This window comes from Rhizobium sp. HT1-10, assembly GCF_049472505.1.
Lineage (GTDB): Bacteria > Pseudomonadota > Alphaproteobacteria > Rhizobiales > Rhizobiaceae > Rhizobium.
Map to the genome: position 1 here is coordinate 39,857 of NZ_JBCEBQ010000002.1, position 21,620 is coordinate 61,476.

19 protein-coding genes and 3 pseudogenes are annotated in these 21,620 nt (G+C 61.4%); 5 read left to right on the forward strand and 17 right to left on the reverse strand.

Annotated features, from left to right (window positions below):
- Nucleotides 1–126 precede the first annotated feature (126 nt).
- From VH564_RS05310 to VH564_RS05325, 4 genes and pseudogenes are all read left to right on the forward strand, one after another.
- Nucleotides 127–375 (forward strand): annotated as a pseudogene (locus tag VH564_RS05310) (glyoxalase); the annotation flags it as partial.
- 169 nt (nt 376–544) lie between these two features.
- Nucleotides 545–685 carry a hypothetical protein gene (locus tag VH564_RS05315; RefSeq protein WP_423339377.1) on the forward strand — a complete coding sequence of 47 codons (141 nt, stop codon included), beginning with the start codon at nt 545–547 and terminating at the stop codon, nt 683–685.
- Nucleotides 686–1,816: 1,131 nt separating this feature from the next.
- A pseudogene (locus VH564_RS05320) lies at nt 1,817–2,408 on the forward strand (IS5 family transposase); the annotation flags it as partial.
- 3 nt (nt 2,409–2,411) lie between these two features.
- A pseudogene (locus VH564_RS05325) lies at nt 2,412–3,320 on the forward strand (IS256 family transposase); the annotation flags it as partial.
- A 239-nt stretch (nt 3,321–3,559) separates the two neighbouring features.
- Here VH564_RS05325 and VH564_RS05330 read toward each other — a convergent pair.
- The 10 genes from VH564_RS05330 to VH564_RS05375 form a co-directional block, all read right to left on the reverse strand.
- On the reverse strand, nt 3,560–4,762 hold the full coding sequence (locus tag VH564_RS05330) for an ABC transporter substrate-binding protein (RefSeq protein ID WP_423338781.1): 1,203 nt from the start codon (nt 4,760–4,762) through the stop codon (nt 3,560–3,562).
- A gap of 38 nt (nt 4,763–4,800) precedes the next feature.
- A complete protein-coding gene (locus tag VH564_RS05335) occupies nt 4,801–5,883 on the reverse strand; it encodes a branched-chain amino acid ABC transporter permease (RefSeq protein WP_423338782.1) in 1,083 nt (360 codons plus the stop codon).
- A gap of 4 nt (nt 5,884–5,887) precedes the next feature.
- Nucleotides 5,888–6,793 carry a branched-chain amino acid ABC transporter permease gene (locus tag VH564_RS05340; RefSeq protein WP_423338783.1) on the reverse strand — a complete coding sequence of 302 codons (906 nt, stop codon included), beginning with the start codon at nt 6,791–6,793 and terminating at the stop codon, nt 5,888–5,890.
- Nucleotide 6,794: 1 nt separating this feature from the next.
- Complete coding sequence (locus VH564_RS05345; protein ID WP_423338784.1) at nt 6,795–7,529, reverse strand: ABC transporter ATP-binding protein; 735 nt, start codon at nt 7,527–7,529, stop codon at nt 6,795–6,797.
- Nucleotides 7,526–8,278 carry an ABC transporter ATP-binding protein gene (locus tag VH564_RS05350; RefSeq protein WP_423338785.1) on the reverse strand — a complete coding sequence of 251 codons (753 nt, stop codon included), beginning with the start codon at nt 8,276–8,278 and terminating at the stop codon, nt 7,526–7,528. The genes VH564_RS05345 and VH564_RS05350 overlap by 4 nt, the downstream gene beginning before the upstream one ends.
- Before the next feature lie 252 nt (nt 8,279–8,530).
- Nucleotides 8,531–9,502, reverse strand: coding sequence for a biotin-dependent carboxyltransferase family protein (locus VH564_RS05355; RefSeq protein ID WP_423338786.1), 972 nt, complete (start codon nt 9,500–9,502; stop codon nt 8,531–8,533).
- Nucleotides 9,492–10,367 carry a 5-oxoprolinase subunit B family protein gene (locus VH564_RS05360; protein ID WP_423338787.1) on the reverse strand — a complete coding sequence of 292 codons (876 nt, stop codon included), beginning with the start codon at nt 10,365–10,367 and terminating at the stop codon, nt 9,492–9,494. The genes VH564_RS05355 and VH564_RS05360 overlap by 11 nt, the downstream gene beginning before the upstream one ends.
- A 12-nt stretch (nt 10,368–10,379) precedes the next feature.
- Nucleotides 10,380–11,744, reverse strand: a complete 1,365-nt coding sequence (locus tag VH564_RS05365; RefSeq protein ID WP_423338788.1) for an acetyl-CoA carboxylase biotin carboxylase subunit — start codon at nt 11,742–11,744, stop codon at nt 10,380–10,382.
- On the reverse strand, nt 11,744–11,977 hold the full coding sequence (locus tag VH564_RS05370) for an acetyl-CoA carboxylase (RefSeq protein WP_423338789.1): 234 nt from the start codon (nt 11,975–11,977) through the stop codon (nt 11,744–11,746). Before VH564_RS05370 ends, VH564_RS05365 begins: the two co-directional genes overlap by 1 nt.
- Nucleotides 11,978–12,054: 77 nt before the next feature.
- Nucleotides 12,055–12,777 carry a LamB/YcsF family protein gene (locus VH564_RS05375; protein WP_423338790.1) on the reverse strand — a complete coding sequence of 241 codons (723 nt, stop codon included), beginning with the start codon at nt 12,775–12,777 and terminating at the stop codon, nt 12,055–12,057.
- 148 nt (nt 12,778–12,925) lie between these two features.
- On the opposite strand from VH564_RS05375, the gene VH564_RS05380 reads away from it, so the two are divergent.
- Nucleotides 12,926–13,819, forward strand: coding sequence for a LysR substrate-binding domain-containing protein (locus VH564_RS05380; protein ID WP_423338791.1), 894 nt, complete (start codon nt 12,926–12,928; stop codon nt 13,817–13,819).
- A gap of 26 nt (nt 13,820–13,845) precedes the next feature.
- Here VH564_RS05380 and VH564_RS05385 read toward each other — a convergent pair whose 3' ends face one another.
- From VH564_RS05385 to VH564_RS05415, 7 genes are read right to left on the reverse strand one after another with little or no spacing between them, the layout of a single operon-like run.
- On the reverse strand, nt 13,846–14,256 hold the full coding sequence (locus tag VH564_RS05385; protein ID WP_423338792.1) for a nuclear transport factor 2 family protein: 411 nt from the start codon (nt 14,254–14,256) through the stop codon (nt 13,846–13,848).
- Nucleotides 14,253–15,635, reverse strand: coding sequence for an aspartate aminotransferase family protein (locus VH564_RS05390; RefSeq protein ID WP_423338793.1), 1,383 nt, complete (start codon nt 15,633–15,635; stop codon nt 14,253–14,255). Before VH564_RS05390 ends, VH564_RS05385 begins: the two co-directional genes overlap by 4 nt.
- A gap of 9 nt (nt 15,636–15,644) precedes the next feature.
- The gene (locus VH564_RS05395; RefSeq protein WP_423338794.1) at nt 15,645–17,111 is read right to left on the reverse strand and encodes an NAD-dependent succinate-semialdehyde dehydrogenase; all 1,467 of its coding nucleotides are present in this window, start codon (nt 17,109–17,111) and stop codon (nt 15,645–15,647) included.
- A 3-nt stretch (nt 17,112–17,114) separates the two neighbouring features.
- Nucleotides 17,115–17,840: a LamB/YcsF family protein gene (locus VH564_RS05400; protein ID WP_423338795.1), complete on the reverse strand. Its 726-nt coding sequence runs from the start codon at nt 17,838–17,840 to the stop codon at nt 17,115–17,117.
- A 59-nt stretch (nt 17,841–17,899) separates the two neighbouring features.
- Nucleotides 17,900–20,248 (reverse strand): xanthine dehydrogenase family protein molybdopterin-binding subunit, encoded by a 2,349-nt coding sequence (locus tag VH564_RS05405; protein ID WP_423338796.1) that lies wholly within the window; start codon nt 20,246–20,248, stop codon nt 17,900–17,902.
- Nucleotides 20,241–20,723 carry a (2Fe-2S)-binding protein gene (locus VH564_RS05410; protein ID WP_423338797.1) on the reverse strand — a complete coding sequence of 161 codons (483 nt, stop codon included), beginning with the start codon at nt 20,721–20,723 and terminating at the stop codon, nt 20,241–20,243. Before VH564_RS05410 ends, VH564_RS05405 begins: the two co-directional genes overlap by 8 nt.
- Nucleotides 20,720–21,574 carry an FAD binding domain-containing protein gene (locus VH564_RS05415; RefSeq protein ID WP_423338798.1) on the reverse strand — a complete coding sequence of 285 codons (855 nt, stop codon included), beginning with the start codon at nt 21,572–21,574 and terminating at the stop codon, nt 20,720–20,722. Before VH564_RS05415 ends, VH564_RS05410 begins: the two co-directional genes overlap by 4 nt.
- Nucleotides 21,575–21,620 lie beyond the last annotated feature (46 nt).

Below are 21,620 nucleotides of genomic sequence, written 5' to 3' on the forward strand. Positions count from 1 at the left end.
AACCGCCATCGTGTAACAATTTTCCCTCTCAAAACTACAAAAGCTCGACGTTATACCGCCTTAGCCGATTTTCAAGACAATAGACTGCTGCTCACAGTGGTTCTGGCTGCCTTCTTCTAAACGCCTTTGGCGGCGTCGGCCGACAATGCTTTGGTGGCGGTCGGGCCGCAGTACGATACCACTCATGTCTACGTCGACACCGCCGACACCGATCGTTTCGTCCCGAGCTTCACGGCCACATTTGGCGGGGCATCGACCAAGCAGGTCATTACCACAGTGACACCCACGCCAAGCAGCACAAGCTCGCAGTTGATCAGGACGCCAGTGGGCGCGGTTTCGTTGTTTGGGTTCAAGACGCCGATGCCGTATCAGTTTGACCCCGTTGCGCTTCATCATCCACCAAGGGACATCGACTGAACCTACAGAGAAGTATTGTAAAAGTATTGTGCCCAAGTGTAGATTTATCGTTACAGGGTGCGCAGAAGTGGCGAGAGCAAAGACATTTTCGTTGGGCGATAACTATGACGGGATCCTATCCGATCTTGTGAAGAACGGCCGCTTCGGGACGGAGACAGAAGCCGTGCGTGCCGGCATCCGCATGCTGGCTGACTACGAGATCAAGATGCGTTCTTCTCCGCAACGACATCCATGCTGCGGACGCGGAAATCGGTGCAGGCCTTGGTAAGCGGTATGCAAATGGCACGGATCTGTTCAACGACGTCATGAACGAAGGCTGTGACGATTACCGCCAAAGAACTGATCATCGCCCCACTAGCCCTTGCCGACCTGCAAGGCATTCGGCGTTACATCGCTGAGAGCATTCCCCATTATGCACGGGAAGTCCTGGCTGATCTGACCATGAGGATCTCCTGTATCGCCGAAGTGGATTCCACGGATTCGCCACGTGATCATATATCGAAAGGTTTGCGGGCTTACCCCTAAAGGCGACGTTGCATCTACTATCGATCTTATCCTGACAGGGTCGTGGTTCTTCGCGCTATGCGTGGTGCGCGAGATATCAAGCCGCATGATTCGAGTTTTAGCTCCAGAGTATCAGAGGAACACAACTTCCTTTGCCTTTGGGACAGGATCGAGCCAATTTCGCTCGCTTCAAGCGGAAATAAATTCCGCTTATCGGTCCCAAATTTAGCGTGCTTGATCGGTATCGGACCTGCGGCCAGCATTTGGACGCGGAAATTATTTCCGGATATTGCCGCCCAGCACATGATCGCCTTGAAGGGAATCGAACCGGCGACCCTTTGGATGAAACCGTTCTTGGGTGTCCGGTACGCGGCGGCTGGAACTCAAAAAGGGAGTTTCAAAACTCGCGCTACACGGCGAGTGGGAGGAGCACCGGCTCGCAACATCGCGGCTTGCATGTATTTTCCCCTGACTGTTGCCGGTCTGGGGAGATTGCAGACTATATGACACGCCGGCCGCGTGAGCATGCTGGCGGCCATACGACTGTAGCCAGCGGCTCCGTAGAACATAATCTATCCCCATGTATCGCGTAGGGTCGTGAGGCGCCCGGATCTAAAATCGCATTCAAAAGGACAAAGTTTCGACTCGCTTTCATCATGCGGTTGTAGCGCGAAGGCGTTATCGCTTCCAAAAAAGAGGGTGATCCATGTACCAAAATGATTTGACGATGTCGGAAGTTCTACACGATCCAATGATCCGCCTCATGCTTCGGGCAGATCGGGTGCCCCTAGGCGAGCTTGCCAGGCTCATGGAGAACGCGGCGCGTGCTAGGCAGTGTCCCCATAAACGGGGTTCATCTTATTGACGGTGTGTGATTCAATCTCCTTGAAAGGAGATTGCTATGCGCCGTCACGAATTGAGCGATGAAGAATGGCCTATCATTGCACCTATTTTGCCGAACAATAGCCGTGGAATTGAACGTGTCGATGACCGCCGGGTGATCAACGGCATCCTGTGGCGTTTCAGGACTGGTTCGTCTTGGCGAGATGTGCCGGAGCGTTATGGCCCGCGCACGACGCTTTACAATAGGTTCTCCCGATGGCGCAAGGCGGGCGTCTGGGATCGTCTTCTGGACGCCGTTTCAAAGCGTTACGATGCAGACATCGTCATGATCGACAGTTCTTGTGTTCGCGTTCACCAGCATGGTGCCAACGCTAAAAGGGGGATCTGCCGATCCTTGCATGGGACGTTCGCGCGGCGGCCTGACGACAAAGATCCACGCTCTTGTCGATGCAGATGGCAGACCGATTCGGCTCGAACTCACCGCCGGCCAAGCCGCCGATGCAACGATGGCTGAAAAGCTGTTGAGCGACCTGCGGCCCGGCGCGACGATCCTCGCCGACAAGGCATATGACACCGATGCAATTCGTAACTTTGCCAAGCAACGCAAGTGTTGGGCGAATATCCCTGCAAAGGCTAATCGAAAGGATTTGCTCCGGGAAATAATCGGCTTTGCTGCCGAGAAGCTGATGGCTCTCGAGGTCGGCACGAAGACCGGCGTGGGCTATGGCGAGAAGAATGGCTTTCGGCTTGCCCAGGGCAACGGCTATTGCGACAGGGACTGGGAGACACGGGCTGGCACCGTCGAGCTTCGCATTCCGAAGCTTCGCACCGGCAGCTATTTCCCGACTTTCTTGAGCCGCGCCGCATGGCCGAGAAGGCCCTGACTGGGGTCATCCAGGAGGCCTATATCCAGGGCGTTTCGACCCGATCCGTCGATGATCTCAGCGCAAACGGAGTTTGTCGCGGTCAAGGCCATGGGCATGTCAGGCATCTCCAAGACCCAAGTGTCCCGGCTCTGCGAGGAGATCGACGACAAGGTCAAAGCCTTCCTTGACCGCCCCATCGAGGGCGAATGGCCATACCTGTGGATCAATTTCGCGGTCATCATCGCGGTGGGCGTCAACACCGATGGCCGACGTGAGGTGCTCGGCATGGAGATCGGCACATCCGAGGCCGAAGCGATCTGGACGAAATTCCTGCGCAAACTGACAAGGCGAGGCCTACGCGGCGTCAAGCTTGCTGTCTCCGACGCCCATGAAGGGATAAAGGCCGCCGCTTCAAAGGTTCTTGCCGCCACCTGGCAGCGCTGCAGGGTTCACTTCATGCGCAATGCATTGGCTCATGCCGGGAAGAGCGGGCGGCGCGTCGTTTCCGCCTTCATCGCCACCGCTTTCGCTCAGGACACGCCAGAGTCCGCAAGCACCGAATGGCGCAATGTCGCCGATCAGATCAGACCGAAGGTTCTCAAACTCGCCAACATCATGGACAGCGCTGAGCAAGACGTGCTCGCCTAAATAACTTTTCCTAAGGCGCACTGGACCAAGTTACACTCGACAAACCCCATTGAGCGACTGAACGGCGAGATCAAGCGTCGCACCGAGGTCGTCGCCATCCTTAACCGAATGCTTGCTTGCGGACGCCCGAAATCCGTTCGTTGCCGAGCCTTGACGGGAGTAGCCAAATAAGCCGCCCATCAAAGACCGAATGATACCCTGTCGATGAACGTTGCACCAACGCCGACCACAAAAACTGTGGCCGGGCGTATGGTGGCGCCGGGCGAACCCGGCGGTTGATGTTATTTCTTGACCAGCGCGTCCAACGGGATCGGCTCGGAGATCGTCCAGTTGCCGACGACGCCAGGCGTGCCGTTCTTCGTTTCGACGATCAGATAACGGGCCTGATTCTGGTGATGAAGTTCGTGCGTGAAGGTGCGCGGTCCAAACAGGGTCGGCTCGGCCTTCATCTTTTCGAGCTCGGCAACGACAGCATCTGCATCGGTCGTCTTGGCGCGCTCGACAGCCTTGGCCCAGACATCGATCATCGAGTAGCCGGGATAGACATACTGGCTGGATGGGTCCGTGCCGGTCTTCTTCTTGTAGACGGCGTTGAACTTCTGAACGTCTGGATTTGGATCGTCGCCGTAGATCGAGCCCTGAACCGGCGTGTAGAAGTTCGACAAGTCGGGAACGGCTGACAACCAGTAGCTGCCATCGACGCCGGAACCGTTGAGGATCATCGAGTTGATGCCGGCGGCGCGGATCTGCTTGATGGCCGAGACGGCGCCCGGCATCATTGTGCAAAGCATGATGGCGTCAGGTTCCTGCGGCAGCGCCTTGATGCGGCTGATCTGGGCTGCGATCGAGGCATCGTCGTTCTTGAATGTGTCCTGCCCGACAAGCTTGGCGCCCTGGGCTTCGAGCTTCGGCATCATCCAGTCGAAACCATCGCAGATGCCCTTGTTGTATTCTGTCCAGGTATCGAGCAACCGGTAGAAGGTCTTGGCCTTCTTCTCCTTGAATGCCCATTCGGACATCGTTGCGCCCTGCACCGCCGCGAGCACCGATGCCGAGAAGCTGTGCGGGCCGACGCCCTGGATGCCGGCCTTGACCGATTCCGCGCACAGGAAAAACGACACCAGACCGGCGTCCTCTGCCGCGAGTGCTGCCGGCGCACCAAAGTCATAGTCGCAGGAGACGACGACCAGCTTGGCGCCCTGGTCGATGACGGAGAGGCCGGCCTTGGCGCCTTCGGCGCGGTCGGACTTGGTGTCGGCGGATACGACCTTGATCTTTTTGCCGAGCAGGCCGCCGGCAGCATTGATCTCGTCAATGCGGATCATCGCTGCGTCCTGGGCCGGCTTGTCATAGGCTTCCATGAAGCCGGAGGCCGCCGTGGCAAAGCCGACGACGATGTCGCCATCGTCGGCCAATGCAGGATAGGCGCCCATGGCGACTGCCATCGCGAAAGCTGCTGCAAGTAGTCTCTTTATGTATGCCATTAGCTGCTCCTTTTTATCGCCGGACGGATTTCCGCCGGCTATTGGTTGCGGTTACGACGAAAGAGCGTGATCTCCCGATTGCCGATCAAACCGGCGGGGCGTAGCGCGAGGATCACGATCATGATCACGCCGAGGGCGATTTCCTGAAGCCCCTTCGGAAGGGCGAAGACATCCGAGCCGATCGGCACACCCGCCTCGAGCCAGCGCAGAGCCTGGATGAGAGCGGAGAGGAGGACGACCCCGATCACCGCGCCGGAAAGGCTGCTCATGCCGCCGACGACGAGCATGGAAAGGGTGATGAAGGTGAGACCGAGATAGAAGGTATCGGGTGTCACCACGCCGATGGAGTGCGCCATCATCGCGCCGCCCAGGCCCATGACGGCGCCTGAGATCGTGAAGGCAACCAACCGCTCCTTGGGAATGTCGATGCCCGATGCCGCTGCCGCTGTCGGCTCGTCGCGTGCGGCGCGCAAGGCAAGGCCAGCACGAGAGATGGCATGCGCCCAAGCAATGAAGATCGAGACAACGGCGGCGATGACATAGGGCCAGATGACCCGGACGATCGGAATCCCGACGACCGACGACGTGGCGCCGGTGACGTTTTCCCAGTTGGAATAAATCGTGTTGATCATCGCCAGAACGGCGAAGGTCGCGATCGATGCCGCAATGCCGGAGAGGCGCATCAGCACCTTCCCGAATATCAGCGCTGCCACACCGGCAAAGAGCGCTGCGAAAATCGCTGATTCCCAGTAGGGAAGTTTGGTTTCCAGCAACCAGCCCGGCAGGCCCGGCAAGGAGCTCTTCTTCATCATCGGGCTGATCGTCAGCCAGGCTGCGGCATAGGCACCGAGGCAGGTAAAGCCGATGTGACCGAAGCTGAGCACGCCGGAATTGCCGATGAAGATGTAAAGGCCGACGACAAGCGTGACGCGAACGAAGACGTCGATGACCGCCTGATTGAAGGGCCGCGAGCCGGTCATGACAGTCAGACAGGCGATGACGACGATCAGCAGCGAAAGCAGGATCGGCGTCATGACGGTGCGGCGGGCGAGCGCGAAACGCGGTGGCTTCCTGGGCGCAGCAAGCTCTGCGGGCAAGGCTGGAGCAGTGACTGTGGTCATGGGATCAGACCCTTTCCTTGGTGCCACGCGCGGCGATCAGGCCTTGCGGACGGAAGAGGAGGATGAGGATGACTGCGCCATAGACGAAGGCATCGCGGAAGGGACGGGCATCGACCGGCAGCACGACCTGCATGACGACGGAGGCTGCGCCTAAGAGAAAGCCTGCAAGCACGGCGCCGGCGAGGCTGCCGAGGCCGCCGATCACCGTGGCGATGAAAGCCATCAGCATGATCGAGGCCCCCATCTGGATGTCGGCCGTCCCCGTCTGGCTGCCGAAAATCATGGCAATGGCACCCGCCAGTGCGCCGGAGAGTGCGAAAGCGCCCATGATCACCCGGTTGGCCCGGACGCCGAGCATGCGGGCCATCGAGAAATTCTCCGCCGCTGCCCGCATCTCCAGGCCGAAGCGGGTGCGCCGCAGAAAGAGCGAGAGGCCGATCAGGATCAGCACCGTCGATATGATGGTAATCAATTGCAGAAGGGGAAGCCGGGCACCGAAGATTTCCACCGGCTGGGAAAGCATCGGCAGCAGCGAGATGGACTTTGGCCGGCTGGTGTACAGCATCAGCAGGAAGTAGCGGATGACGAAGCCGAGGGCGAAGGATGCGATCATCATGGTTGCCGGGTTGGCGCGGCGAAAGTGTCGGAAGACGACGATCTCGCACAGAACCGACAGCCCTGCCCCGACGGCGAGCACCAGCGGTATCAACAGAAACCATGGCAGGTTGCCGGCAAACACGATGGCCATCGCATCGGTGGATGGCCACAGCAGAGCAAAGATACAAAAGGCGATGATGTCACCATGGGCGAAATTGACCAGGCGCATCACGCCGAAGATGAGCGCGATCCCGAGTGCACCGAGTGCGTAGAGCGAGCCGAGAGACAGCGAGTCGAAGATAATTTGCAGCATCTCAATGATCCTCGTAGCCGAAGTAGGCGGCCTGGATGGCCTCGCTGTTGCCGAGCGTCCGAGCGTCGCCGTCCAGCACGATCTGGCCGCCGCGCATCAGGATCATCCGTCCACCAACAAGCACGGCGCGGGTGGAGCTCTGCTCGACGATCAGAAGCGTCAGTTTGCGTTGCGCCTGGAGCGCGATGAGGCGCTCATAGACCTGGTCGGTAATGTTGGGAGCAAGGCCGAGCGAGGGTTCGTCGATGGCGATCAGGCGCGGGTTGGTCATCAGCGCCCGGCCGATGACCAGCATCTGCTGCTGTCCGCCGGAGAGCAGCCCCGCCTGCCCGTGGCGGCGTTCCTTGAGGATCGGAAACGTCTCGTAGACGGCTTCCATGTCTTCCGCCGTCCGGGCTTTCCATCCGCTCTGCCGGGAATTCATGCCGGTGCCGACCAGAAGGTTTTCCTCGATGGTCAGCGAGCCGAACACGTCCCGGCCTTCGGGAACCATCGAAAAGCCGAGGCGGGCGATGTCCTCAGGCGCGCGGCCGGTGATGTTGTATCCGTCGAAATCGATGGTTCCACCGGCGACAGGCGTGACCCCGGCGATGGCCCTGAGCAGGGACGACTTGCCCGCCCCGTTCGGCCCGGTGATGAACAGCGTCTCGCCGTCCTTCATGGAAAACGAGACATCCCGCACCGCCGTCAGGCGGCCGTAGCGAATATCGATATTTGCAAGAACGAGGACACTCATAGCAGGACCTCCGCGACCGGAACTGAAGTCTCTGCAGCCGTGCCCATATAGGCATGCCTGACCTTTTCGCTTTGGCGTATGGCAGCAGGCGTGCCCTCCTCGATCACGGCGCCGGAATCAAGAACGACGATGTGGTCGCATAGGCCGAGGACCAGGCCGACATTGTGCTCGATCAGCAGGACACCGCAGCCGAGTTCGCGGGCGATGCGCCTGACCAGCGCCGACAGCTCGGCCGCTTCATGGCCGCTCATTCCTGCGGCCGGTTCGTCGAGAAGAATATAGCCGGGGCGTCCCATCAGCGCGCGCCCGATGGCCACCCGGCGCTCGTCGGTATAGGGCAAGGTGCCGGCGATGCGCGAGCCGAGGGCGCCGATGCCGATCCAGTCGAGCATGGCTTCAGCCTCGGCGACGGCCGCGCGCCGGCTCATGCCCAAACCGACACCGGTCACCTCCAGATTGTCGATGACCGCCAGGTCGCGAAACAGGCGTCCGCCCTGAAAGGTCCGGGCGATGCCGCGGCGGCGTACCTGATGGGGTTTCAGCCCGCTGAGCGATGCGCCATCGAGCTTGATTGCGCCTTCGGTCGGCTCCTGAAATCCTGTCAGGACGTTGACCAGCGTGGTCTTTCCGGCACCGTTCGGGCCGATCAAGCCGCTGATATGTCCCGGTGTTATGTCAAGCGTCACCGATGACAGCGCCTTGAGCCCCGCAAAGGCGACGGACACATTTTCCGCAGACAAATGACTCATGATCCCCTGTTCCTTATGTTGCCGACGGAAAGGGCATGCAGAGCCGGGCCTTGTTCGGCCTTATGATCTCAACAATGTTCCCCAGTCGGTTCCGGCGATCTCTTCGGACCACTCGGCTTCCACGTTCCCGCCGTTTACCGGCTTAGTCTTGTCGTTGCGCGCGCCGGCTCTTGTTGACCGGCGCGGCCAAGGGCCGATTTAGTCGGCCATGCTCTTCCCGTCTCCGGTCCTCTCCGGAAACGCCCGACCGCCTCAGGCGGACAGATATTCTTCAGCCTTGGCAAGCGCGGCCTGACGGTCGGCGCGCGCAGCAAGGGCCTCATCGAGGCTGACAGGCACGAACCGTGCCGGTGTATGGGGCTGCATCTGCGCGATGCGATCCATGTCGGCCGAGATGACAACGCCGAGCATCATGTAGCCGCCACCCGAAACGGCATCGCGATGCAACACGATCGGCTCCGTTCCGCTGGGAACCTGGACCGAGCCATAGGGGTAGCAGGCATCGACGATATTGGACGGATCGGAGCCCGCTCCGAAAGGCTGTTCGCGCGGCAGGAATTCGAGAGGTGTGCCGCCACGGAAGCGATAGCCGATACGGTCCGCTTCCGGCGCCACTTTCCAGGTGTCCTCGAAGAAGCGCTTGCCGGCCGCTTCGGTAATCCGATGCCAGTAGATGCCGGGAAGCATCCGTAGCTCTGCCGGTGATGCACCAGACCCGCGAAGCTGGACAGGAAGCGATAGTCCGACTTTGCCGCTGCCCTCCCCGATCGCCAGCTCGTCGCCGGCTTTCAGGACGCGGCCTTCGAAGCCGCCGAGCGCGCCCAGCACATAGGTCGATCGCGACCCCAGAACGACGGGAACATCGATGCCGCCGGAAATCGCGATGTAGGCGCGGGCACCGGCCTTGAGGTAGCCGAAAGACAGGCGGTCTCCGGCCTTGACCGGGAAGCCTTCCCAGCTCGGCTTTTCCTCGCCATTGACCTTGGGCGGCAGCTCGCCGCCTGTGACTGCGACGACAGCGGCCTCGGTGAATTCCAGCTCGGGCCCCATGAAGGTGACCTCGAGTACCGCGGCACCGGGGTCGTTGCCGACCAGAAGGTTTGCGATGCGGGTGGCGAAGCGATCCATGCCGCCACCCTCGGGAATGCCCAGGTGATAATAGCCAGGTCGACCAAGATCCTGGACCGACGTTGCCAGGCCGGGGCTGATTACCTTAACGACCATTGAGGAGCTCCATCAGTTGGGCGTTGGTGCCGTAGATGTCCTTGTTGAAGCTGGCGAGACTGAAGGTACATTCTCGCGTCGTCGGCTGCCAGCGATTGGCCTCGATCTCTTCTAGCGTCGCGTCGTATTCGTCCCGGGTGATGGACTTGAACTTGACGATATCGCCTGGCTTGAAGAGGCACATCTCGTCCGTGAGGTAACGGACCTTGCGCGTCGGATCATAAATCGGTGCCGGCGTGACGCCGTACATCTGGTAACCGCCGGCGCCGCGCACGGAATAGATCGCCGCAAAGCATCCACCATGACCGATGGTGAGTTTTGGCGTATCGGTGCGCGGACGAAGATATTTCGGCGCCTCGATCTGCTTCTTCCGCTCCACCATCTGATAGAGCCAGGGCAGGCCCGCCACGAAACCGACCATGGAAACGAACCAGGGCTGTCCGGAATAGGCGGCGATAAACTCTTCGATGGTTGGATAGCCGTTTATCCTTGCCGAGTATTCGAGATCGGTCGAACTCGGATCCTGGTGGCGCTCGCGGAAGCGCATTTCAGTCTCGTGCGTCCAGGGGTCCTGGAAGTAAACGGGAAGCTCGATGATGCGCGTCTTCAGGGCGGCGTCCGATTTGGATGCCGCGTCCTCCATCGCGGTCAGTTCCTTCAACAGGTCCTGCGGCGAGATGATGTCCGGGTTGAAGCGGATCTGAAAACTGGCATTGGCCGGGCAGGTTTCCGTGACGCCCCGAATGCCCGCTTCGCGGACGGCGTTGATCATCGACAGGCCGGTGAAGAAGGAGGCGAGCGACATGTCCTCGGAAACCTCTCCGAAGATATGTTCGTCACCGCCGAAGTTGAAACGTATCGACATCGCTTCTCCTTGTCAGCTGGCAAGTGCCGCTGCGTTTTCAATGAGCCAGCCTTCCAGCCAGCGCGTATGCACGTCTCCCGCCTGGACCGACGGATCGGCGGCAAGCGCAAGAAAGAGCGGTTTGGTGGTCTTCATGCCTGCAATGTGAAGTTCGCCGAGGGCGCGCACGAGCCTGGCAATGGCGGCTTCCCGGGTTTCGCCATGGACGATCAGCTTGGCGAGAAGTGAATCGTAGAATGGCGGCACCTGGTAGCCATTATAGAGCATCGAATCGAAGCGGACGCCGGGGCCACCCGGGATGCGCAGGTCGCCGACCTTGCCGGGGAAAGGCGCAAAATCCTTGGCAGGATCCTCGGCATTGATACGAACCTCGATCGCATGACCCTTGACGCTGATGTCGGATTGCTTGAGCCTCAAGGGCTCGCCACCGGCGATGCGCAGCATCTCGGCCACGAGATCGATACCGGTGATCGCTTCCGTCACCGGATGCTCGACCTGAATGCGGGTGTTCATCTCGATAAAGTAGAAGCGATCGGCCGCGTCGTCGTAGAGATACTCCACCGTTCCGGCGCCCGAGTAGGAGACGGCACGGGCGAGCGCGACCGCCGATGCGCAGAGTTCCTCGCGCAAAGGCTCCGAAAGCGCCCGCGACGGAGCCTCCTCCCACACCTTCTGCCGCCGCCGCTGCAAAGAGCACTCCCGCTCATAGCAGTGGATGGCGTCATGGCCGTCAGCCAAAACCTGCACCTCGATATGGCGGGCGCGGCCAATGACCTTCTCCATGTAGAGACCGCCATCGCCGAAGGCAGCAAGCGCTTCAGCCTGGGCCTGGGGATAGGCCTGTTCGAATTCGGCGAGCGAATTGGCAATGCGGATGCCCCGCCCGCCGCCGCCGGCAGCGGCTTTGATCATCACGGGAAACCCCGTTTCCGCAAGCACGTCGCGCGCAGCCTCGAGGCTGTCGACGCGACCAACGGAACCGGGAACGACCGGGACACCTGCCGCAGCAGCAGCAGCCCGCGCGGAAACCTTGTCGCCCATCAGCCGGATTGCATTGCCGGACGGGCCGACGAAGACAAGCCCGGCCGCGCTGACGGCATCGGAGAATTCCGCATTCTCGGCAAGGAAGCCATAGCCTGGATGGATGCTGTCGCAGCCGGTATCACGGGCGGCGGCCAGCAGTGCGTCCATGTTGAGATAGGACTTCTTGGCCGCAGGCGGACCGATATTGACGGCTTCGTCGGCCAGTTGCACATGCAAGGCATCGGCATCGGCTGCGGAGTAGACGGCGACCGTCGCTATACCGAGATCCTGCGCTGCGCGAATGACGCGCACTGCAATCTCGCCGCGATTGGCTATCAGCAGCTTCTTCAACATCAGCCGACTTCCGCCAGGGGTGCGCCGGCCATGATCGGCTCCTCGTTGTCGACGAGGAAAGCGATGCTGGCGCCAGCCACCTCGGCCTTGACCTCGTGAAAGGATTTCATGACCTCGATCAAACCGATCACGTCACCGACGGCGACGGCATCGCCGTCCGCCTTGAGTGGCGGCTGGCCGGGAGCGGCGCTGCGATAGAACGTTCCGGGCAGGGGAGAAAGTATCTGTGCCATGGGGAAAACACTCCAAATCCGATAATGTAAGATGGATGCAGGCTGTCGTACCGCCGCCTTAAAGGCGGCCGTTGGCCTTAGCGCCAGGGCGCGATCGCGCTTCGCACGGCCTTTGCTATATCGATAGCGTTGGGCGTGTCCGAATGCACGCATATCGTTTCGCAGCCGACCGGGAAAAGGCTGTCGTCAACGGCCGTGCCCTTCTTGTCAGCCAGGGCGCGTATGCAGCGCTCGGCCATCAGTGCCGGGTCTTTCGCTTCGTGCTCACGCGTCACGATCAAGACGCCGCCGGGTGCGTAGTCGAGGTCGGCGTAGAACTCGGGGACGAAAGCGATGCCGCGCTGCTGATAGATTTCTTCGTGCTTGGTGCCGGTCATGCCGAACAGCGGAACGCCGAAGACTTCAGCCGCATCGCAGATTCCGTGAGCCACGTCTTCCTGCCGCGCCGCCATGCCGTAGAGGCTGCCATGGGGCTTGATGTGGTGCAGCGGCATGTCTTCCGCCTTGAGGAAGCCAACCAGTGCGCCGACCTGGTAGATGACCGAGTTAGCTATCTCTTCCCGGCTCATTTTCATCTCGCGCCGCCCAAAACCCTGAAGGTCCGGCAGCGACGGATGAGCACCGACCTTGACGCCATTTGCCTTGGCACGCTGGACGGTGATGCGCATGTGGTTTGGGTCGGAAGCGTGAAAGCCGCAGGCAACGTTTGCTGCGTCGATCAATGGCATCATGCCGGCGTCGTCGCCCAGCCGATAGAGGCCAAAGCTCTCGCCCATGTCACAATTGAGTGTGACGTTCATTTTAGTCGTACCCCTTATAAGTCTACCGTCTATGCGGCGTTGCACAATTCTTGTCTGAGCTTTTGCCTCTTGTGAAATAGTAATTTTTTGAATGTAATATCAAAAAAAGAGATAATTCTCCAAGGGGTCCTAAAGCATGAGTATAACGTTGAAACAATTGGATTATTTCATTGCCTCGGCGGAGAGCGGGCAGGTCAGTCATGCTGCGGTGAACCTTAATATTTCACAATCTGCGGTAACTGCTGCGATAAAGTCGCTCGAGGATGAGTTGGGGGTCCGGTTACTTGAACGAACACATGCCGGTGTGCGGCTGACGATAGAGGGTGCGCGATTTCTTGAGCATGCGCGCATCATCACCGGCGCGGTCGCCGCTGCAGTGCGAAGCCCGCTTCGCGAGCGCGCCGAAGTTTCCGGGACGCTGCGAATAGGCACGACCTACACTGTGGTCGGCTACTTCATGTCCAAATATTACGCGCGATTCCGCAACACCTACCCACAGATTTCCATCGAACTGAAAGAGCTTCCCCGCGTCGCGCTCGAGAAGCAATTGGCTCAAGGCGAGCTCGATATCGGCCTGATGCTCGTGTCAAATCTGGAGAATACGGAAGAGCTTGAGCAGGAGCTTCTATTGCGGTCCAGCCGTCGGCTCTGGCTGGCGGCGGATCACCATCTTCTGGTGCGAAACGAAATCAGCCTTACGGATGTCGCTCGGGAAGACTACATCATGCTGACCGTGGACGAGGCCAGCAAGACGGCGACACGGTACTGGGAAATGGTCGGCGAAACGCCCCGCAGTGTCCTGACCACAAGTTCGGTCGAAGCGGTGCGTTCCCTTGTCGCTGCAGGCGTCGGGGTGACGATTTTGTCCGACATGGTCTACCGTCCCTGGTCTCTCGACGGCCAACGGATCGAACTGCGCCGGCTCATCGAGCCCGTGCCGAGCATGAATGTCGGCCTCGCCTGGGCACGCACCCGACCGCTTGAAGCCGCAGCGGCTACGTTCCGGGCCTTCATGTCCGTCACCATGGGTGGCGGTGGCTGACCAAGGCAGGTTGGTCACCAGCCGCCTTAGCTGCGTGCCTTGCGGTAGGAGTCCTTCAGCGCAATCAGTGGGCCGTCGAAGGTGAAGATGTCGCAACCATCGACCTCGACCACATGTCCGGCAGCCGTCAACCCGGAGAAACGCCAGGCAGACAGGCCGGTTTCGCCGCTGACGACATGCTGCCGCTCTGTCCAGGAGGTCTGTGGAAAGGCCTCGAAGAGCGCTGCATAAGCCCTCTGCACGGCCTCTCGGCCAACATGTCGGCTTCCCTCTGCGTCATGTCCGCTCGAGCCGTGGAAAGAGCAGTTTGCGGCCATGCATCCCATCAGCGCCTCGACATCGCGGGCATTCCACGCATCGAGGAACCGGTGAAGGGTTGCGAGCCGCTGGCGGCCGAGATCCTCCTCGGCCGCGGTCGAAGTCTTGCCCGCGCTCATGCCAGCCCTTCCGCGGCAACGGCAGCCGGCAGCCGCTCGAGTGTCCGGCCCATGCGCTTCATGATCTCGGTGACGTCGTCTGATGTGACGATCAGCGGTGGGCACAGCGCCAGCTGGTCGCCGATCGCGCGGAAGATGAGCCCTTCCTCGTGGCCAATGGCCGAAGCGATCGCCCCTGCCCTGCCGATCTTCTCAAAAGGTTTGCGCGTCGCCTTGTCAGCCACCAGCTCCACGGCGCCGATCAGGCCATCACCGCGGGCTTCGCCGACGAGCGGATGATCGGCAAATGAGCGCAGGCCGGCCTGGAACTGTGCCTCAAGCCTTACCGCATTGCCCATCAGGTCCCGCTCCTCGATGATGGCAAGGTTTTCAAGCGCCACCGCTGACGCCACCGGGTGGCCTGAGGCTGTGTAACCGTGGCCGAACACGCCGAGCTTTTCCGAATTGTCGGCAATGGCTTGATAGATCGCATCGGAGAACATCACGGCGGCCAAGGGCATGTAGGACGAGGTGATCTGCTTGGAGACCGTCATGATATCGGGCGTGAAGCCGTATTTTTCGCAGCCGAACGGCGTGCCCAGGCGCCCGAAGCCGCAGATCACTTCGTCCGAAATGATAAGGATATCGTTGGCGCGGCAGATGCGCTCAACGCCCTCCCAGTACCCGACCGGAGGCGGCATCACGCCGCCCGCTGACATCAGCGGTTCCCCGATAAACGCAGCAATCGTATCTGCCCCCTCGGTCGCGATCACCGCTTCAAGCTCGGCAAGCAGACGCGCCGTGAAGGCAGCCTCGTCTTCGCCTTCGGCCCCGAAACGGTAGAAATGCGGGCATGTGAGATGGTGCACGGGAATGGCCGGCAGATCGAAGTCGCGGTGGTTGGTCGGCAGTCCGGTCAGGCTGCCCGAGGCCACCGTGATGCCGTGATAGCCCTTGATACGCGAGAGGAACTTCTTCTTTTTCGGTCGGCCAAGCGCATTGTTCATGTACCAGACCATCTTGACGATACTGTCGTTCGCCTCAGACCCTGAAGAGGTGAAGAAGACGCGGCTGACGCTTGATGGCGTCATCTCGACCAGTTTCTCCGCCAGCCGGATCGATGGCTCGTGCGATTTGGACGAGAAGGTATGATAGTAGGGCAGCTTCAGCATTTGCTTGTAGGCGGCCTCGGCCAGCCGTGGCTCCGAAAAGCCGACGGCAACCGACCAGAGACCGGCCAGCCCCTCAATATACTCCTTGCCATGGTCATCGTAGACGCGGATGCCATCGCCGCGCTCGATCACCAGCGGACCGGTGCGCTCATGTAGGCGCATGTTGGTGTTCGGATGAAGGATGGTGGCGATGTCGGCGGCGGCGAGCGAGTTGGAGAGAGTGTTCATGTCGAATTCTCACAGACTGGAGCTGATGGTGAGGGTCTTCATTTCGAGATATTCTTCGATGCCATGGGTCGAGCCTTCACGCCCGAGCCCGCTTTCCTTGATGCCTCCGAACGGCGCCACCGAATTGGAAATCAGGCCTTCGTTGATCCCGACCATGCCGGTTTCCAGCGCATCGGCAACGCGGAAAATACGATCCGCATCCCGCGTGAAGAAGTAGGCCGCCAGCCCATAGGGCGTCGAGTTGGCGGCATCGACCACTTCCTTCTCGGTCTCGAAACGGAAGATCGCCGCAACCGGGCCGAAGGTCTCGTCATGGGCGAGTTCCATTGCTTCCGTCGCGCCGGTGAGGATCGTCGGCTGATAAAAGAGACCATGCAGCCGCTTGCCCCCGGTGACCACAGTTGCGCCCTTGGCAACCGCGTCGGTGACATGACGCTCGACCTTGGCGATGGCGGCAGCGTTGATCAGCGGACCATTGGACACGCTGGGCTCGTTGCCGGGCCCGACCTTCATTGCCTCGACGACAGTTTTGAGGCGCGCGACAAAGGCGTTGTGAATGCCGGCCTGCACGAAGATGCGGTTGGCGCAGACACAGGTCTGGCCGTTGTTGCGGAATTTCGACGCAATGCAGCCGTCGACAGCACGATTGAGATCGGCATCGTCAAAGACAATCAGCGGGGCATTGCCGCCGAGTTCGAGCGAGGCCTTCTTTACCGTATCGCCGGTTTGAGCCAGCAGCATCTTGCCGACGCGGGTGGAGCCGGTGAACGAAAGCTTGCGCACGACCGTGCTCTCCATCAGCGTACGGCCGATTTCCTGCGGCATGCCGGTCACGACATTGAGGACGCCATCCGGAATGCCCGCCAGCCTTGCCAGTTCGGCGAGTGCCAGTGCCGAGAATGGCGTGAATTCGGATGGTTTGATGACCACCGTGCAACCGGCGGCAAGCGCCGCCGCCGCCTTGCGGAGAAAAAGCGCATTTGGGAAGTTCCAGGGGATGATGAGGGCGCAGACGCCGACGGCATGTTTCTGGACGATGATGCGGCTGCCGGCCCGTGGCGAAGGGATAACCTCGCCGGCTATTCTCGGCGCCTCTTCGGCAAACCATTCGACGAAACTTGCTCCGTAGACGATCTCTCCGCCGGCTTCCGCCAGCGGCTTGCCCTGCTCTGCCGTCAGGATCTCCGCAAGCGGCTCCTTGTGGGCGAGGATCAGGGCATTCCAGCGTTTCAGCAACGTCGCCCGCTCCATGGGCGGGCGTGAGCGCCAGGCCGGCAAAGCGGCGTTCGCGGCAGCAATGGCCCGCGTGACTTCGGCCGCCCCGAGATCTGGCACAAGGCCGACAACGGCGTCGTCGGCCGGATTGTGGACGGCAAGGGTTGCGCCGTTGTCGGCCGCGATCCATTCGCCAGCGACGAAGGCGGCGTTCTTTCTGAGATCGTTGGCGGTGAGCAGAGGCTCTGGAGTATGGTGCATGGCTTAGACCTCGGGATAACTATCGATGACCTGCCGCATAAGCGCAGCGACGTCACGGGCATTGGGTGGATCGGAATGAATGCAGACAGTGCCGAAAGTGAGCGGACGGATGCTGCCGTCCGTCGCCTCGAGTTCGCCGTCCGCCAGCGCACGGCGCATTCTCCGCTCGGCCACGACAAGATCTATGGTGCCGTGTGCCCGCGGGATGATCAGGCTGCCGTCCGGCGCATAGGTCAGATCGGGGAAGAACTCGCCGACAAAGGGGACGCCGAGTTCGGCAGCCGCTGCCTCGTGGCAGGTTCCCGCCATCCCGAAAAGCGGGACGCCGAAGGGTTTGACAGCCGCAGCGATTGCCAGTGCCATCGGCAGGTCGCGCGCCGCCATGCCGTAGATAATGCCATGCGGCTTGACGTGCGAAAGCACTCCGCCTTCAGAGTCCAGAATGCCCCGTAGGGCGCCGATCTGGTAGAGGAACGCTGCCGTCAGCTCTTCCGGCTGCAACCTCATCTCGCGGCGGCCGAAGCCTTCCCGGTCGGGCAGTGAGGGATGTGCACCGACCTTCACCCCATGCTCCAGTGCCAGCCTCACCGTCTTCAGCATCGTCCAGGGGTCGGAGGCATGGAAGCCGCAAGCGATATTGGCCAGATGCACATGCGGCATGATGCCGGCGTCGTCTCCGAAGCGCCAGTTGCCGTAGCTCTCGCCCATGTCGCAATTCAACGTAATCATGCTTTTATACTTTTCATAACAATAGGATCAGTGGTGTGCAGTCGGTTGGCGTTGGTCACTCAATTCAGGATGTTGGCCGTCCAGTCAGCCGCGATATGAGGATGGACAGGCGCGGGCTCGAGACCATGGATCAGCCGCAGGACGCGCGGCGGCGTCAGCGGCAATCGCGCCACCGGCTTGCCGATCGCGTGTGCGACGGCACAGGCGATGGCCGAGCCGACCGCAAGAATGGGAACCTCGCCGGCGCCTTTCGTGCCGAGCGGCCCCATGGAAGGCGCACCCTCGTAGAGATCCGCGACGACCGGAACTGCGTCCTGCGCCAACGGCACCCGATAGGTTTCGAAGCTGTCCTGGGCAATCCGCCCGTCCTCGGTGATCGTCACTTCCTCATGCAACGCGTAGCCGAGGCCCTGCACGACGCCACCCTGGATCTGCCCCATGATGGCGCGCGGGTTAAGCGCCCTGCCGACGTCCTGCACCACCCTATAGGCCAGGACTTCGACATGCCCGGTATCGGGATCGACCGCCACTTCCGCTTCGTGGACGACGAAGACCGGGATATCGAGGGCATCGACGAAATGGCCCATCGCGCAGCCGGCCATGGCGGGCGTGTTCCTGGCGGTAAAGCTCCCGGTGCCGCTGATCGGCCCCGTTGTTGCCTGCGCATGGGCGACAACCGTGGGGATCGAGACACCGGAACCGGGGCGGCCAGCGACTTCCACCCGCCCGTCCCGCAGCACCAGCTTTTCCGGCACGGTCTGCAGCATCTCGCCGGCGGTGCGCAGCAGCTTCTCCCGCACCTCCGCCGAGGCGCCCATGCTGGCAGCGCCAATGGAAACCGTCGTACGGCCGCCGCCGACACCGACGTCGAGCCCCGCCGAATCCGTGTCGGCTTCGCGGACCACGACCTGCTCCGGTTTCAGTCCGAGCTGGCCCGCCACGATCTGCGGCAGCGATTGCATCATCGTGCCCGAACCGATCTCGACGCCCGATGTGACCAGTGTCGCGCTGCCGTCCGCGTTCAGATTAATGGTCGCGGCGGACGGGCCGACGAAGATGAACCAGGTGCCGACCGCCGTCGCGCGACCGTAGAGGCGGCCATCCGCCTTGTGCTCGACTGTCCCCGTCCTGGCTCGCAGCGTCTCCATCCGCTCCAGCATCGGACGCAGGACATCGCCCTCGAAAACCTGGCCCGTCGGTCCAAGGTCGCCGTCGCCCAAAACGTTGCGCTTGCGGAATTTCATCGGGTCCATGTCGAGCGCGGCGCAGATCTCGTCTGTGTGGCGCTCCAGCGCAAAGCTGTTGTAGACTCCGTTGCACGCCCTGAACGCGCCGTTCGGCGGCGTGTTCGTATAGACTGCACGACTGACGAGGCGGGCGGCCCCAAGCCGGTAGCTGCCACCGAGCGTATGGGACGTCATCGTGGTGAGGAAAACCTGCTCGCCGCCATAGGCGCCGCAATCCATCAGCACGACAGCCTCGCGTCCGACAATTTCCCCGTCGGTAGTCACCGCCGAGCGTATGGTGATCTCTGCGTTTTCGCGGCAGAGACATGTCGCCATCTCCTCCTGCCGCGTATGCTCCAGGATGACCTTGCGACCCGTGATGCGCGCCAGAAGCGCGGTTATCGGTTCGATCGATGCATCGAATTTGAGGCCAAAGCCACCGCCCACCGGCGGAACCGTGACTCTTACGCGCCCGGGCGGTAGCTGCATAACGCGCCCGGTGACGTTGCGCACCGTCCAAGGCACCTGTGTGGATGCCTGGATATGGGCGCGCCCGTCTTCCCAGCTGCCGATCGCCACGCGCGGCTCGAAAGGAACATGGCTTTGCCGACCAACGGCGAAGCTGCTTTCGACGATGGTGACATCATTGCGTGCGAAGGCGGCATCGACATCGCCGCGCACGGATTTCGCCTCCCAGGCGATATTGCCGGAGCGGGCGCCACCCTCGCTCAGGACATCGTAGCTGCGCCAATCCTCATGCACCAGCCGCGCCCCCGGGGCGAGAGCGTCGGCCATGGTCAGGATCGGCTCGACAGGCTCAATTTCCAGAATGATCGCGGCCAGCGCCGCACGGGCCTCGTCTTCGGTTTCCGCAGCGATGGCAGCGATCGGCTCACCATTGTAGCGGATGGTGTCGAGGGCAAACAAAGGATGATCGGCAATGCCGATGCCGTAATTTGCAGAGGCATCGGCGCCCGTCACGATCCCCCGCACGCCGGGGCATTCGAGCGCCGCCGATACGTCGAGGCGGACGATGCGCCCTGACGGAATGGTCGATCGCAGCAGCGCCGCATGCAGCATATCGGGCGTGGCACGGTCATTGGTATATCTGGTCCGGCCGCGCAGTTTGTCGCGCGCGTCGCGGCGGGGAAAATCCATCACGGTCGCGGCAGCGTCATTCATCGACAGATCCTCCCGGCTGTGTCGCAAGGAAGCCCATGATGGCATCGACGATACGTTCATACCCCGTGCATCGACAGATGTTGCCCGCCATCGCGGCCTTCACCTCCGCGCGGCTGGCGGATGGGTTGTCCTTGAGAAACGGCGAAAGAGCCATCACCATGCCGGGAAAGCACATGCCGCACTGGACGACGTCCGCCGCCTCGAATGCGGCCTGCAACGGATGCAGCGGCCCGTCGCCCGTCGCCATTCCCTCGATCGAGGTCACGACCGCACCATCCAGCAAGCCAACGGGTCGAAGGCAGGACATGACGGCCTCCCCGTTGACATCGACCGTGCAGGCTCCGCAAAAGCCTTCGCGGCAGACGGCTTTCGTGCCCGTGAGGAAGCGTTCGCGGCGAAGCAGATCCACCAGCGGCAGCATCGGGTCGCCGGTGAAGCGGCAGGCAGAGCCATTGATCCGAAGTGTAACGGTCATGCAGCGACCCCCGCGGTGAAAAGCGCACCCATGCTGCGGCGGACGAGCGCCGGCATTACTTGCCGGCGATACCAGCCGTCGGCCTCCGTTCCATCGCGCCCCTGAAAGTCGTTGCAGTCTCCGGCGAGTTCGGCCGCCTCTTCGGCGCTCGCCGGCCGGCCGCCGGGCCGGGCAGCAAATGCATTCTCTAGGGAATTCCATCGGCGCGCGACGTTCTCGACAGATCCGACCGCAACCGACATCCTGCCGTTGATGTCCACGGCCATCGAAACAATGGCGACCGGATAGTCCCCCGCCTTGCGCAACGGCAGCCGCGCGTGAGCACTGGCGGCGATCGTGCGGTCGAGGATAACCCTGGAGAGGATGGCATCACCAAGAAAGGTCTTGCGATCCTTGAGAAAGGCGCCGATCGGCAAAAGCAAAGGCCCGTCCGAGCCTTGCAGTTCCACGGTCGCTCCTGCCGCAAGGAGTGCCGGCAGGAGGTCGGCAGCGGCAAAATCCTGTGTGCAAAGATTGCCGCCCACTGTCGCCACACGGCGGATGGCGGGGTTGGCCGCGCCCATTGCTGCAGCGACAATTGCCTCAAAACCCGCTATGTCGATCAATGATCGGCCCAGCGCCTCGTGGGTTACCGCTGCACCGACAGAGATGCTGTCGCTACCAATCTGAATGTCGGTGAAGCCAGGGATTTTATGTAAGGTCACCAGTGCGTCGGCGATCGGTCGACCGCGACGCGGGTCTCGCATCAGCCATGTACCGCCGGCCAGGATCGCAGCACCTTGCCGACATGCGGCAAGCGCCTCGTCGATACTGCCAGCAACGGTCAGCGACCGCTCCGGTTTATCGAACATTGTATAGTACCCCTAAATGCCGTCTTCTGCGGCGTTGCAGCATACT

What these genes read in the sequence shown, in the direction of transcription:
- VH564_RS05330 (WP_423338781.1), bottom strand. Translation starts at nt 4,762, where the DNA reads ATGGCATACATAAAGAGACTACTTGCAGCAGCTTTCGCGATGGCAGTC.
- VH564_RS05335 (WP_423338782.1), bottom strand. Translation starts at nt 5,883, where the DNA reads ATGACCACAGTCACTGCTCCAGCCTTGCCCGCAGAGCTTGCTGCGCCC.
- VH564_RS05340 (WP_423338783.1), bottom strand. Translation starts at nt 6,793, where the DNA reads ATGCTGCAAATTATCTTCGACTCGCTGTCTCTCGGCTCGCTCTACGCA.
- VH564_RS05345 (WP_423338784.1), bottom strand. Translation starts at nt 7,529, where the DNA reads ATGAGTGTCCTCGTTCTTGCAAATATCGATATTCGCTACGGCCGCCTG.
- VH564_RS05350 (WP_423338785.1), bottom strand. Translation starts at nt 8,278, where the DNA reads ATGAGTCATTTGTCTGCGGAAAATGTGTCCGTCGCCTTTGCGGGGCTC.
- VH564_RS05355 (WP_423338786.1), bottom strand. Translation starts at nt 9,502, where the DNA reads ATGGTCGTTAAGGTAATCAGCCCCGGCCTGGCAACGTCGGTCCAGGAT.
- VH564_RS05360 (WP_423338787.1), bottom strand. Translation starts at nt 10,367, where the DNA reads ATGTCGATACGTTTCAACTTCGGCGGTGACGAACATATCTTCGGAGAG.
- VH564_RS05365 (WP_423338788.1), bottom strand. Translation starts at nt 11,744, where the DNA reads ATGTTGAAGAAGCTGCTGATAGCCAATCGCGGCGAGATTGCAGTGCGC.
- VH564_RS05370 (WP_423338789.1), bottom strand. Translation starts at nt 11,977, where the DNA reads ATGGCACAGATACTTTCTCCCCTGCCCGGAACGTTCTATCGCAGCGCC.
- VH564_RS05375 (WP_423338790.1), bottom strand. Translation starts at nt 12,777, where the DNA reads ATGAACGTCACACTCAATTGTGACATGGGCGAGAGCTTTGGCCTCTAT.
- VH564_RS05385 (WP_423338792.1), bottom strand. Translation starts at nt 14,256, where the DNA reads ATGAGCGCGGGCAAGACTTCGACCGCGGCCGAGGAGGATCTCGGCCGC.
- VH564_RS05390 (WP_423338793.1), bottom strand. Translation starts at nt 15,635, where the DNA reads ATGAACACTCTCTCCAACTCGCTCGCCGCCGCCGACATCGCCACCATC.
- VH564_RS05395 (WP_423338794.1), bottom strand. Translation starts at nt 17,111, where the DNA reads ATGCACCATACTCCAGAGCCTCTGCTCACCGCCAACGATCTCAGAAAG.
- VH564_RS05400 (WP_423338795.1), bottom strand. Translation starts at nt 17,840, where the DNA reads ATGATTACGTTGAATTGCGACATGGGCGAGAGCTACGGCAACTGGCGC.
- VH564_RS05405 (WP_423338796.1), bottom strand. Translation starts at nt 20,248, where the DNA reads ATGAATGACGCTGCCGCGACCGTGATGGATTTTCCCCGCCGCGACGCG.
- VH564_RS05410 (WP_423338797.1), bottom strand. Translation starts at nt 20,723, where the DNA reads ATGACCGTTACACTTCGGATCAATGGCTCTGCCTGCCGCTTCACCGGC.
- VH564_RS05415 (WP_423338798.1), bottom strand. Translation starts at nt 21,574, where the DNA reads ATGTTCGATAAACCGGAGCGGTCGCTGACCGTTGCTGGCAGTATCGAC.